Source organism: Paenibacillus kribbensis (assembly GCF_001705305.1).
Classification (GTDB): Bacteria; Bacillota; Bacilli; order Paenibacillales; family Paenibacillaceae; genus Paenibacillus; species Paenibacillus kribbensis_B.
Genome location: NZ_MCBP01000014.1, coordinates 20688 through 34024, shown reverse-complemented (window position 1 = coordinate 34024; position 13337 = coordinate 20688). Strand labels below are relative to the sequence as shown.

Genomic DNA, 13337 nt, shown 5'->3' with positions numbered 1-13337 from the left:
ATTGCGTGTTAAAGGTTGAGATGAATGAAACTCGTTTCATTAGATGAAACTTGATTTCAAAATTATTGCTTTTGGATTAAGTATACCGTTTTCAGGCGGTTCCGTAAAGTTTTTTTAACCTAAATTATGCGCCGCAGATTGGAAAATAAAACGTTCTGCTTCCTCGTGTTTCGATGTTCATACCAAGCTTTAGAGATTCATACTTATAGATAGAGAGCATATCAGTCCAGAGAGGGAAGAAAGGAAGTTATACATCATCCCGGCTATTCGCGAAAGAAGGGTAGCGGGACGAATACGGAGGGATAGGGATGGGGGAGCGGGAATGGAAACAGGCTCTTTTTGCTTATGTGAATCAATACAATCGCAGTGAGGTGAATGGGACACCGCAGCCGGATGAATATCTGGAGGTGGATCAGCGGATGGAACGAGCAGCGCGTGCGGCCAGATTGGAGCAGTGGTATAACGAACGGGATGCTGTACCTCTACGCAGCGAGACACGCGCCAAGCCGTTGCGGATTGTGCAGGATACCCCGGATGAGGCCGTAATAGATGTGCAGTTGCATGTCCGGCTCTTTTATGAGAAGGGCGGGATGACCCACCGGGAGGATCGTATTGAGCGGGAGCGACTGACGTTCATGCGCGAGGGTGAGACCTGGCAGGTGATGAGAATCGAGCGTGATCCGGCAGAAAGGAAGCCTGCGGGGGGAGAGGTGCCTTTTGAACAGGCGTCGTTTAATCAAGGAGGGAGTCTGCCGCTGCTGAATCGCGGCGTGCTGGGCTTTGGCACATCGGCACGTCCCAGCCGATATCGGCGTGAGGAAGCGGCGGCTTATGCAGATCAGTGGTGGGATAGCTTCAACCCGGAGTTTGAAGGATTTGATGTGGATTGCACCAATTATATCTCGCAATGCCTCTTTGCAGGGGGAGCACCGATCCACTATACTGGTAAAAGAGAATCGGGCTGGTGGTACAAAGGACGGGTCGCCGGACGTGAGCTGTGGAGTTATAGCTGGGCGGTTTCCAACAGCCTGGAGCGGTATTTGGGCTCAAGCTCGTGGGGATTGACCGCTGAACAGGTGAGCCGTCCGGAGCAGCTTATGCTGGGAGACGTCATTTTTTATGATTGGGACGGTGACGGAACCTTTCAGCACAGCACGATCGTAACGGCCTTTGATGCGGGCGGCATGCCGCTTGTCAATGCACATACGGTAAGCTCCAGACATCGTTATTGGGATTACAAGAATTCGTATGCATGGACGGATAACACGGTATATCGCTTTTATCATATCGCCGACTATTTTTAAAAGAGATGATGAATAACAGGTACAGTGATGCACATCAGGCACAATGACGAAAGCAGGAAAGCGGAGGATAGCATGGCAAAACAAAAATTAACCGTAGGGCTGGTGTACGGTGGCAAATCAGGCGAACATGAGGTTTCGCTGCAAACGGCGTATGCTGTAATGAACGCATTTAATTATGAGAAATACGAGATTATTCCTTTTTATATTACAAAGGCTGGCGATTGGCGCAGAGGGCCGCTGCTTAGCGCACCTTTGGCTTCATTGGAGCAATTGAAGCTGGAACGTGCAGAGGGCGGTACCAAAGCGGCACTGGATACGTTGTTTGGCAAGCTGTACGGAGAGCAGACGCTGGATGTGCTGTTTCCGCTGCTGCACGGCACCTTTGGCGAGGACGGAACGATTCAGGGTCTGTTCGAAATGGCGGATATGCCTTATGTCGGTGCAGGAGTGCTGGCTTCCGCCGCAGGGATGGACAAAGGCGTCATGAAGAAGCTGTTTGAGCATGCAGGCTTGCCGCAAGTGAAATACTGTTATTTTAATAGTACACAGTGGGCACAGACCAGTCATGATCTGGTGCGCAGCATCGAAACGGAGCTTGGCTATCCGTGTTTTGTCAAACCGGCGAATCTGGGGTCAAGTGTCGGTATTTCCAAAGCCAATAACCGGGAAGAGCTGGAGAAATCTGTAGAACTGGCTTTGCAATTTGATCTGAAGGTGATTGTAGAGGAATACGTGGATGCGCGTGAGATTGAGGTCAGCGTGCTTGGGAACGATGAGCCGATTGCTTCCGTACCGGGTGAAATTGTATCGTCCAGCGATTACTATGATTATGCTGCCAAATATACGGACGGCCAATCGGAAACGCTCATTCCGGCACCATTGGACGAGGAAGTGGCAGATCGTATTCGTGAGGCCGCATTACAAGCTTTCCGCGCTCTGGAGGGCTGTGGGATTTCCCGAGCCGATTTCTTCGTCAGACGCTCGGATGGACATATTTTGATTAATGAAGTGAACACCATGCCGGGCTTTACGCCGTTCAGCATGTATCCATTGCTGTGGAGAGAAACCGGAGTATCCTATCAAAGTCTGCTCGACCGCATGATTGCACTCGCACTGGAGCGTTATGAACGCAGGTCTGCACTTCACTACGAGAACTCATAAAACGAAACAAAGGGGAGCTGATCACTCTCCTTTTTGTTCATATGTATGGAAAGGTGGCGGCTAAACATGGGCTTTCAAACTGAATTTAACTCGGTGTGTAAATTCAAGAGCGAACAGGAATTGTACGAATTGCTGGAATACGGACGTGGCAAAATGGTTAAATCCGGTCTGCGTGTGTTCCCAACAGGCCAGAAGGTCATCGCTTACAGCGTGGACAACGTGGCAGTAGCCATCGTACAGATTGTGGGCTGTATCGCTGAAATCAATTTTCAGGGCGATGAAGTGACCGAGGTTGAAATGATCCTTATTCGCAAGCTGAATGAAGAGGAATCGAGAATTCAGACCGCCTTGGCAGATGAAATGTTTTTTGGAGCGCAGCAGCAGTCCTAGCTGAGTGGAGCATCCGTGGAAATTGCGCCTTAGTGTGTAGGATTTTGCGGATAAAGTTCCCAAATAGAGAAACTTTATGAAACCTAATGTGTATACTAGATTGTGCAAACTAGCAAAGTTGTACTTTAACAGAGATGGTTAAGAGACTGTGCTGTATGGCAGCTTCGCAAACCACGTAACAATGATATAGAAAGTAGAGTGAACACGTTGAACGAACATGAAAACGAAAAGGTTCCCTATATCGTATCAGGAAAAAGCTATACCGCCGTGGCTATTAACGCGGCATCCAAAGCCGGGGAATGGATTAAGAGCAGGCTGGGAACGGTTGAACAATTGAATACCAAGCAATCTTCTGCGGATCTGGTAACCGAGGTGGATAAAGGTGCGGAGCAGATGATCCGCAGGCTGATCCTCACCCATTTCCCCGATCATGCCATTTTGGGTGAAGAGGGCGTGGAGCCGGGAGCCGAAGCTTCGGCCCGTGCATTAGAGGCTGCCCGTGAAGAGGAATACTTATGGATTATTGATCCAGTAGACGGCACCACTAATTTTGTGCACAGTCTGCCGTTCTACAGTGTGTCTATTGCCTTGGCCCACCGTGGCGAGGTGATTGTCGGCGTCATTTATGATCCGTCCCGTGATGAAATGTTCGTGGCGGAAAAAGGAAAAGGCGCCTATGTACATGGCAATCGGATGCAGGCATCAAGAGAGGAAACACTGGGAGATAGTCTGGTATGCATCGGCTTCCCGCCGGATCGTACGTATGCACAGCCGCTGAATATGAAAATTACGCAGGTGCTTACGCCGCAGGTACGAGGCATTCGGGCGCTCGGCTCGGCAGCTCTGCATTTGGCTTATGTAGCATCGGGACGACTGTCAGCCTATTGTGAAATCGGTTTGAATGCCTGGGATGTGGCGGCAGGTGCTTTGCTGGTACAGGAATCGGGTGGAACGATCACAGATACGCTGGGCAGACCTTATGATTTGAGCGTGCGACATATTGCAGCTACGAATACAGCTATTCACTCCCAACTTATTCAAGTGTTGAAAGAAGCAGATGCAACCGGGTTATAATACACCTAAATCGCTGAAGGAGGAAGGATGATGGGCCGATCCGAGGATTTGGAGCGTGAGCTCAGTGAATTGCTGACAGAAGGCGAAATTCGTGAGAATGAGGCCAAAAAACGGGAACGGCTCAGCCCTAAATATGAGGTGCGGATTCAAACGCAAATCGATCCCATTGTCGAGGAGACCCGCAAATACCGCAGTATGGCACGGGAACTGGACGACCGATACGATGAATATATGAGCAAGGCGAACCAATCGGACCCCTCCGACCGACGCTAAGCAAACACAAATACCTCTTGCCGAAAGACCAAGGCATGGGGTATTTTGTATGTTATAAAGGAGGCGACATTCACGAATGACCTATTTTAAGAGCGCTTACAAAAATGCTGGAATTCATCATAAAATGATTCTATTAATCATAGTGCTCATGTTGGTCAATTTTGCGGTTTTTGCAGTTATCCTAAAATACGTATTTCATATTTACGATAATCAAATGTACAAAAAAACATCAGAAGTATTGAATATTTCCTCGATTGGCATTGAAAATGAACTAAAGGATGTTGAAAAGATCACCTTCAAAGTAACAACGGATGAGCAGCTTCAACGTTATTTGCTCCAATTGGAAAGTGAAACCTCGCCTTATACCAAAATGGTGCTGCGTAAAAAAATAACGAACAGGCTTGTCGCCTTCGCAGGCTCTGAAACCTATGTCTATTCTATGATGGTGATCGACAAAGAAGGGCAGGTCATGAGCGCGGGCAACCGTGAAGGGATTCCCCCAGAGCTTCGATCCACCCTGTCGGAGCTGGCAGCCGAATATGATGGTTCCAACGCATGGTATGTAGCAGGTCACTCCTCCTTGCTGGCAGCGCGCCAGTTCAAATCCTTTACAGATACCAATTTTACGTTAAAAGGGCTCGGAACGCTTGCGATTCGTGTGCGGATTGACCGGATTGTAGCGGATCGTGTGCAGACCTCAGGCCGTGATGGACAGCTGATGATTACAGATGGCAAACAGATGATTTATCCCGAAGCACCGCTTTTGAGTGAGAGTGATATGCAGGCTGAGCTTGCGCGCAAGCAGCCTTACGGCATTGCGACCTACACAGGCGGGACCTTTTTCGCAGCCCAAACCAAATCCTCTTATACGGGCTGGACGTATTTGCATATGACCCCCTTTGATGATATGTTTCGCAGTATTACGATAATCAAAGAAATTGTAAGCGCAATTTTTGTCATTATGCTGCTGATTGCGCTGGCGCTGGGAGCCCGGTTGTCGGGCAGCATTACCAGGCCGATCGTTCAATTAATCCAGAACATGCGCAAAATTGAAAAAGGCGATCTTGACCGTCTGGAAGAGGAAGCACTCGGTGCGGTTCCCCTTTCCACCCAGGATGAGGTGGGCTTGCTGCATCGAACGTACAAAAAGATGATCCGCCGCATTCGTGAACTCATTAATGAAAATGTTGCCAAGCAGCTATTGCTGCGGGAAACGGAGCTCAAGGCGCTTCAGGCACAGATTAATCCGCATTTTCTATACAATACATTAGAGTCTGTGAACTGGCTCGCCAAGGCCAATAAGCAGGATCGTATCTCGGAAATGGTCGAGGCGCTTGCCTTTCTGCTGCGCAGTGCGGTCAGCTTTGAAGAACAGCTCATCCCACTTCGGAAAGAGCTGGATATCGTGAGGAGCTACGTCACGATTCAAAAAACGCGCTTCGATGAGCGGCTTGTTTTCCATCTGGATGTGCCGGAGGAGCTGATGGATGCGCAAATACCGAAGCTGACGCTTCAGCCCCTGGTGGAGAATGCAATTCATTATGCGCTGGAGCCGCAAATTGAGCCGTGCCGGATTTCTATTGTTGCCAGGGTGAGGGAAGGTGCGCTTTTCTTGCGGGTGGAGGATGACGGACCGGGAATGACGCAGGATTTTTTGGAAAAGCTGCAAAGCGGGCAGGTCACGACCCGTGGACAGGGCATAGGACTTACCAATATTCAGGAAAGGATTAACCTGACCTTTGGTACTCCATGGGGGATAGAGCTGCACAGCGAGTCAGGAACAGGAACGTCGATTCATGTCTGTATTCCATATGTGAAAGGGGAACAGGGTCATGTACAAGGTGCTGCTGGTTGATGATGAGCGTATGATTTTGGAAGGCATATCACAGGTGGTGGATTGGAGCAAAGCAGGCACACAACTGGTGGGGACGGCTCGCAACGGGATTGAGGCTTATGATCAGATTCAGGCCAGTCCGCCTGATTTTGTGATCAGCGATATCTCTATGCCAGGTTTGGATGGCATCGGGTTGGTTGCCAAAACGACGGAGCATTTTCCGGACGTTCGTTTCATTTTGTTGTCCGGCTATAAAGATTTCGACTATGCTTGTCGGGCCATGCAATATGGAGTGAAGCATTATTTATTGAAGCCCTGCAATGAGCGGCAAATCCATGAGGCGCTGACCGAGCTGGGTCAGGAGCGGGAGGAGCAGGAGGAACGCAAGCAGTTTGTGAACCGGATGAAGCTCGATTTTCAGCGTATGCTGCCGCATGTGAAGGAGCATTTTTTGAAGGAGTTCATTTCCTATAAAACCTACGGAAGCCGTGATATCGCTTTTTATGAGCGGTTATTTGGCCTGGAATTGCAAAATAAGCAGGTCCGCATGCTGCTGCTGCGGGTGGAGGAATCCCATGAGCCGGAGCATCTGTTTGCGCTGCAAAATATTGCAGCAGATTTAATGGAGCATGTGCTGCTTGGGACGACTATGCAAGGACAGCTGCTCATCGTGCTGGAAAGCGGAGACGATACGTCCAGGCTTATGGAGCAGCTTGATGCGGTACGTGCGACGTTTCGCCGTTTTTACAAGCTGGAGGTAACGGTTGCGGTTAGCGAGTCGGACAGTATGCAGCATTCGCGGGGGATGTACAGGGAAACATTGCATTGTATGAATCACCGCTTTTACACCGGAGAGGGCAGTCTGATTACGAAGGAGGATTTGGCGACCGAGGACCCACGGGAGATGGCAGATTTGGAGCTGGACGAGGAAAAGTTTGGTCTGCTGATCAAGGCGGGCAATACGGAGGAGGTTGTACAGGAAGTGGATCGGCTGTTTGGTATCCTGTCCCGGATGAAGCTGGAGATTTCCGTGACCCGTTCCTATGTGCTTCAACTGTATGCCGCCATGATCCGCATATGCCCTGAAGAGGAGCGCTCCGAGTTTACGAGCCGAATGGCCGTGCTGGCAGAGCAAAAAACGCTTGCTTCTCTTAAATTCTTTGTGCAGGAGACCGCCGGACGAATGACCGCAATCTACTATAAGAGCAATGTGTACCGCCAATCCTCCACCGTGGATAAAATGATCACCATTATTGAGCAAAACTATCGAAAATCCGATTTGTCACTGAACGGAGTAGCCGGGCAAATGCTATACATGAATTCCGATTACCTGGGGAAAATTTTCAAAAAGGTAACGGGGGAGAACTTTTCGCATTACGTGAATCGTTACCGGATCGAACGTGCGGCTGAGCATATTCGGGAGACGGGAGACGTCAAGGTGTTTGAGCTGGCGGAATGGTTCGGCTTTGGCGGGAACGCCCAATATTTTAGCCAGGTGTTCAAAAAATGGGCAGGTATGACGCCATCCGAGTACATCAAGTCACACGAACGGGGATGAGTGCTAAACCCCCTCTGATTTTTAAACCTCCAAATCTGATTTGTGTATTCCAATGCTTCTCTGCTTTTGGGAAAATAACAGCAGGAGCTAATGTAAACGCTATCAAAAGGCGTAATTACGTTGTCACTTGTAACACAGCTCCTTTCTAGAACAGCGAAAAGGGGAGAGATAAGTGGGCAAAAAGGGATGGTTTCTGATCATGGCTATGCTGCTCGTTTTGACGACGGCATGCAGCGGAGCGGACAGCGGCAGCAATTCGGGGGCAAGTACAGACGGGAAGGTAAAGTTGCGGATTGCTTGGTGGGGATCAGATACCCGTCATGAATACACGCAGAAGGTAATTGATTTGTATAAGCAAAAAAATCCGAATGTGACGATTGATGTGGAATATGCCTCTTTTGATGACTATTGGAAAAAGCTCGCCCCGCAGGCGGCAGCAAACCAGCTGCCAGATATCGTGCAGATGGACATTTCATACATTAGCCAGTATGCGAAGAACGGTCAACTGGAAGATATGGCGCCTTACTTGAATCAGAAAATTCAGGTCGCTGACGTGAACGAAAATGTACTCAAAACCGGCATCATTGCCGGAAAGCAATATGGTATTCCAACAGGTGTCAATGTGCTGGGCTTCCAGTATGACCCGGCCCTGCTGAAAAAAGCTGGCATAGACAAAATTCCTGACAACTGGACATGGGATCAATACAAAGAACTGGCCTTGAAGGCAGGCTCCAATAAGGTTTACTTTGACAGCTCGATGGCTGCCGATATTTTCTTCCACTACTATTTGCGGACACATGGAAAATCTCTCTACAATGCGGAAGGAACAGGATTGGGATATGACGACGATAAGCTGTTTGTCGATTTCTTCGGCGGATTGGCTGAGCTGATTAAGAAAGGGGCGACTCCGCCTCCTGAAATCATGAACCAGACCAAGGGGATTCTTGAGGAATCCGATCTCGTAAAAGGAACAGGCATCGGCATTTGGCAGTGGTCCAATCAGTATGTAGGCTTACAGCAAGTCGTTAACCGCCCAATGGCGCTCGCTCCGATGTTTGGACCGGATATGGAAAAAGGTATCTACATGCAGCCTACGATGTATTGGACGGTCGCTGCCCGTTCTCAGGTGAAAGATGAGGCCGCCAAGTTTATTGATTTCTGGATGAACGATGTAGAAGCGAATAAATTGATTAAGGGAGAGCGGGGCGTACCCATTTCCGCCAAAATCAAGGAGGCTATAGCGCCTGAGTTGAGTGAGGCTACGAAGCAGGTATTTGATTTTGTGGCTTCCATGGAGCCAAAGGCTTCTCCAATGAGCTCACCGCCGCCAGTCGGATCACCGGAAGTGATTGCGACCCTGACCGATTATATTGAGCAGGTCAATTTTGGTCAAATGACAGCGGCGGACGCAGCGGTCAAATTCCGGACTGATGCGAATACTATTCTTGCGAATAACAAGCAGTAATGAGTGTAATGGCTTTCTGGGCGGCTGCCCCGTTATGACATAGGGCGAAGGCCCGTTTCGTTAAGTTAACCGTGCGTAGTGATAGCATGATTGCGCACGGTTAACCCGACGAACAAGCCGTAGAAGCTTCCTTTGCACACATCATAATATAATGCACATAACAACGATATAATAAAACTATAAAGTTTTGTTAATTGGTAAAATGCAACAGAAGGGAGGCTTGATGAGCTTGCGAAATCATCAGAGCTTGAGAGCCAATATGACCGGATATGCGTTTATCAGCCCGTTTATTGTGGGCTTTCTGGCGTTTACATTAATTCCGATGTTTATTTCGCTGTATCTGTCTTTTACATCCTACAACCTGTTCACCCCGCCCAAATGGATTGGTCTGGGGAACTTTGAAAAAATGTTCACAGGCGATCCGAAATACTGGAATTCGATCAGGGTCACATTTACGTATGTATTGGTCGGTGTGCCGCTGCGACTGATATTCGCCCTGTTTGTGGCTATGATTTTGAATACCAAATCGCGTATGGTTGGCACCTATCGGACGATGTACTATCTGCCGTCCATTATCGGGGGCAGCGTTGCGGTGTCCATCATGTGGCGCAACATTTTCAGCAATGACGGCATTGTTAACAGCTTGCTGTCAGCCTTGGGGGCAACTCCGGTGAAATGGTTTGGTGATCCGAATGCTTCGCTTACGATGCTGATCACCTTGTCTGTATGGCAATTCGGCTCCTCCATGCTTATTTTTCTGGCCGGATTGAAGAATATTTCGGTTGAAATGTACGAGGCGTCCAGCGTGGACGGCGCATCGCCAGTACGAAAATTTTTCAGTATCACGCTCCCTCTGCTTAGTCCGATTATTTTATTTAACCTGATTATGCAGACGATTAGCGCCTTTATGACCTTCGTTCCAGCCTACGTTATTTCGAAGGGCGAGGGCGGTCCAATGGATGGGACGATGCTGCATTCGCTGTATTTGTTCCGACAGGCGTTTATGTTCAGTAATATGGGATATGCGGCGGCTATGGCCTGGGTCATGCTCATTATGATTGCGATACTGACAGCGATTTTATTTTTAACCTCCAGATACTGGGTATTCTATGAAACGGAAAAGGGGCGCTGATACCGATGGCATGGAAAACGTTCAAATGGCCGATCTATCACATTCTGGTCGCTGCGCTGGCGCTCCTGATGCTGTATCCCGTATTTTGGATGCTGTTCAGCTCGTTCAAGGAGAGTCGGACGATATTCGTCACGGCAGATTCTCTTTTCCCTACAGAATGGATTTGGCAAAACTATGTGACAGGCTGGAAGGGCACAAGCGGATACAACTTTGGCACGTACATTTTGAATTCGCTCACGATTGTCGTGATTGCCACGATTGGAGCCGTGATTTCCTCCTCATTAATCGCATTTGGCTTTGCACGTTTGAAATTCAAAGGGCGTAACTTCTGGTTTGCGTTGATGATGATGACGTTGATGCTGCCCGGAGATGTGGTACTGGTACCGCAATATATTATTTTCACCAAGCTCGGCTGGGTCAATACGATTTTGCCGTTAGTGGTGCCGTCGTTTTTCGGGATGCCATTCTTCATCTTCCTGATGGTTCAGTTTATACGGACGATACCGGCGGAGCTGGATGAAGCGGCGACGATTGACGGATGCGGCAAATTCCGGCTGTATTTCCGCATTATTTTGCCATTGCTCAAATCCTCGCTGGCTACGGCGGCTATCTTTTCTTTCTACTGGAAATGGGAGGATTTGCTGGGGCCGGTACTGTATCTGAATTCGCCGGAGAAATATACGGTATCCATTGCACTCAAAATGTTCCTCGACAGCGAGTCGGCCTCCAACTGGGGAGGAATGTTCGCCATGTCTATTTTGAGCCTGGTACCGGTAATCGCTGTATTCTTTGCCTTCCAGAAGCAAATTGTAGAAGGAATGAGTACGAGTGGCTTGAAGGGGTAAAACCCAAGCTGCGAAAGAGGTGAGTGGAGTGTGGAAGTTTGATTTTGGTCCGGGAGAGCCGGCTGCTGGCTACAAGGGGGTATCCCCGGATTGCTCCTATACTGCTGAATTGGGGTACGGCTTCGAGGCTACAGGACAGGTGTACGGACGACAAAGGCGAACTCCTGCGCCTGCGAAGGATGCGCTCACACGGCTGCGAAGCAGCTTTTGCATTCCGCTGAACGCTGCTTTTATAGCGGACGTGCCGGGCGGGGTGTATCTCGTCTATGCGCTGCTCGGCGATCCGCTTGCGGAAACGCGCACGCGGCTCAAGGCTGGCGAGGGCAAGCACATGCTGCCCCCGGTCCACACGCTGCCAGGCCAGCTCGCGGAGGCCTGGTTTGCGGTGCCTGTTCGGGGCGGTCAGCTGCGCCTCGCCATATCGGGCACCGCGCCGCGGCTCAATGCGCTGGAGATTACGCCAGCGCCGCAGACTCTCCGGCTATTTCTGGCCGGAGATTCCACCGTTACGGATCAGGACGCGTCCGGCTATCCGTATACAGGCTGGGGCCAGGCTTTGCCTGCCCTGTTCAAGCATGATGTTTGCGTGGATAATCACGCCGTATCAGGGCGAAGCTCCAAAAGCTTTGTGGATGAAGGACGGCTGGACGTCATTGTGGGCGAAATGAAGGCAGGTGACTTCCTGTTCATCCAGTTCGGCCATAATGATGAGAAGCCTGATCCGGAGCGGGCTACAGAGCCTTTTACAAGCTATAAGGAGCATCTGCGCCTGTATATCGATGGAGCGAGAAGCAAGGGGGGAACCCCGGTGCTGATTACACCTGTACATCGTCGCTATTTTAACAAGGATGGTACGCTGTCCGACACCCATGGCGACTATATTACGGCGGTTCGTGAGCTGGCGGAAGAAGCGGACGTGCCGCTGATTGATTTGTCTGCCCGCACGCAGGAGTTATATGAAGGGCTGGGTCCCGAAGAAAGCAAGGAGCTTTTTATGTGGCTGCTGCCCGGAGAATACATGAACTTTTCCGGCGGCCTGGAGGATAATACGCATTTTCATGAGAATGGCGCGGTCCGGATTGCAGATATGGTGGCGGAGGCTGTGAAGGAGCTGGATTTGCAACCGCTGCGCATGTACTTACGTTGACCGATGGACTTTTCTGGAACAGGTGGCAAGGAGGGCAACTAACGTGAAGCTTACCGAAGGAGGAGACGAGGAAATGCCAGCATTGATTTTTGATGAGGAGCAAATTAAACAGGTGATCGACCGGGTCGTGGAACGCACGTTTCAAATGGACTATAGCTGGGACTGGCCGGGTGGAGTGGCCTTTTACGGGGTATGCGAGGCCTATGAAGCGACAGGGAACGAAGAGTATCTGACCAAACTGAGAGAATGGGTTGACGAAAATATTGAGGATGGACTTCCACCTCTGTCGGTGAACGGCGTATCGATCGGACACTGCTTGTTGACACTGCATCAGGCCACAGGGGAGCAAAAATACCTGGATATCGCCACCCGGATGGCAGAATTCCTGGCGAAAAAAGCCGAGCGGTTCGCCGACGGCATTTTCCAGCATACGGTGAATTCAGTACATGACGTATTTCCGCAGCAAGCGTGGGTGGATACGATGTTTATGGCAGGCTATTATTTGCTGCGCATCGGTCATTTGCTGGATAACAAGGAATATTGGGAGGACGGTATCCGGCAATATCACGGGCATGAGGAATTTTTGCAGGACCCGGATACGAATTTGTATTATCACGGCTGGGATCATGCGAATCAGAGCCGGATGTCAGGCATATATTGGGCACGAGGCAATTCATGGGCGGCCCTCACGATGGCCAAGGCGCTAAAATTTGTAGAGGTTCAGCATCCATCCTATATGATTATCGACGGCTCGCTGCGTGACCAGCTTAGTGCGCTGGTGCGGCTGCAATCCCCGGAAGGACTGTGGCATACGGTGCTGAATGATGATACCTCTTATCTGGAAACTTCCGGCTCCGCAGGGATTGCGACGGCCTTGCTTATGCGGGGACGACTGTTTAACAAATACTCGCAAAAGGCGATCGACGGCATCCTTTCCCGGATTAAGGAGGACGGCACAGTGACGGGCGTATCCGCAGGAACGGCTATAATGAACGATATTGACGGCTATCGCAATGTACCCTACAAACGCATTCAGGGTTGGGGGCAGGGATTGGCGCTCGCTTTCCTGGCCCAATTGCTGCGTACCAAGGAGAACCCTTATGGGTAAAAGCTCGTTGCTTGACCAAGTCATTTTGGTAAAAGGAGGCTGATAG

The 13337-nt window shown here is 49.9% G+C and carries 12 protein-coding genes; all 12 read left to right on the top strand.

From position 1 onward, the window contains the following. Positions 1-308: 308 nt before the first annotated feature. The 12 genes from BAZ21_RS21500 (at position 309) to BAZ21_RS21445 (ending at position 13291) form a co-directional block, all read left to right on the top strand. The gene (locus BAZ21_RS21500) at positions 309-1304 is read left to right on the top strand and encodes an amidase domain-containing protein (RefSeq protein ID WP_068504970.1); all 996 of its coding nucleotides are present in this window, start codon (positions 309-311) and stop codon (positions 1302-1304) included. A gap of 72 nt (positions 1305-1376) precedes the next feature. Further along, a complete protein-coding gene (locus tag BAZ21_RS21495) occupies positions 1377-2465 on the top strand; it encodes a D-alanine--D-alanine ligase (RefSeq protein WP_068504969.1) in 1089 nt (362 codons plus the stop codon). Positions 2466-2531: 66 nt separating this feature from the next. Beyond that, entirely contained in the window at positions 2532-2855 is a 324-nt protein-coding gene (locus BAZ21_RS21490; RefSeq protein WP_007428793.1) for a hypothetical protein, read from the top strand. A 207-nt stretch (positions 2856-3062) separates the two neighbouring features. Then, positions 3063-3929 carry an inositol monophosphatase family protein gene (locus tag BAZ21_RS21485; protein ID WP_068504968.1) on the top strand — a complete coding sequence of 289 codons (867 nt, stop codon included), beginning with the start codon at positions 3063-3065 and terminating at the stop codon, positions 3927-3929. Between the two features lie 30 nt (positions 3930-3959). Continuing rightward, a complete protein-coding gene (locus BAZ21_RS21480) occupies positions 3960-4202 on the top strand; it encodes a hypothetical protein (RefSeq protein WP_084011815.1) in 243 nt (80 codons plus the stop codon). A 76-nt stretch (positions 4203-4278) separates the two neighbouring features. Further along, entirely contained in the window at positions 4279-6057 is a 1779-nt protein-coding gene (locus BAZ21_RS21475) for a sensor histidine kinase (RefSeq protein WP_068504966.1), read from the top strand. Beyond that, entirely contained in the window at positions 6035-7594 is a 1560-nt protein-coding gene (locus BAZ21_RS21470) for a response regulator transcription factor (RefSeq protein WP_068504965.1), read from the top strand. Before BAZ21_RS21475 ends, BAZ21_RS21470 begins: the two co-directional genes overlap by 23 nt. Before the next feature lie 172 nt (positions 7595-7766). Continuing rightward, positions 7767-9059 (top strand): ABC transporter substrate-binding protein, encoded by a 1293-nt coding sequence (locus BAZ21_RS21465; RefSeq protein WP_068504964.1) that lies wholly within the window; start codon positions 7767-7769, stop codon positions 9057-9059. A 223-nt stretch (positions 9060-9282) separates the two neighbouring features. Beyond that, a complete protein-coding gene (locus tag BAZ21_RS21460) occupies positions 9283-10191 on the top strand; it encodes a carbohydrate ABC transporter permease (protein WP_010348473.1) in 909 nt (302 codons plus the stop codon). A gap of 5 nt (positions 10192-10196) precedes the next feature. Further along, complete coding sequence (locus tag BAZ21_RS21455; RefSeq protein ID WP_010348474.1) at positions 10197-11036, top strand: carbohydrate ABC transporter permease; 840 nt, start codon at positions 10197-10199, stop codon at positions 11034-11036. A gap of 28 nt (positions 11037-11064) precedes the next feature. Beyond that, on the top strand, positions 11065-12183 hold the full coding sequence (locus tag BAZ21_RS21450; RefSeq protein WP_068504963.1) for a rhamnogalacturonan acetylesterase: 1119 nt from the start codon (positions 11065-11067) through the stop codon (positions 12181-12183). Positions 12184-12256: 73 nt separating this feature from the next. Then, positions 12257-13291: a glycoside hydrolase family 88/105 protein gene (locus BAZ21_RS21445; protein WP_068505083.1), complete on the top strand. Its 1035-nt coding sequence runs from the start codon at positions 12257-12259 to the stop codon at positions 13289-13291. The last annotated feature ends 46 nt before the right edge of the window (positions 13292-13337 follow it).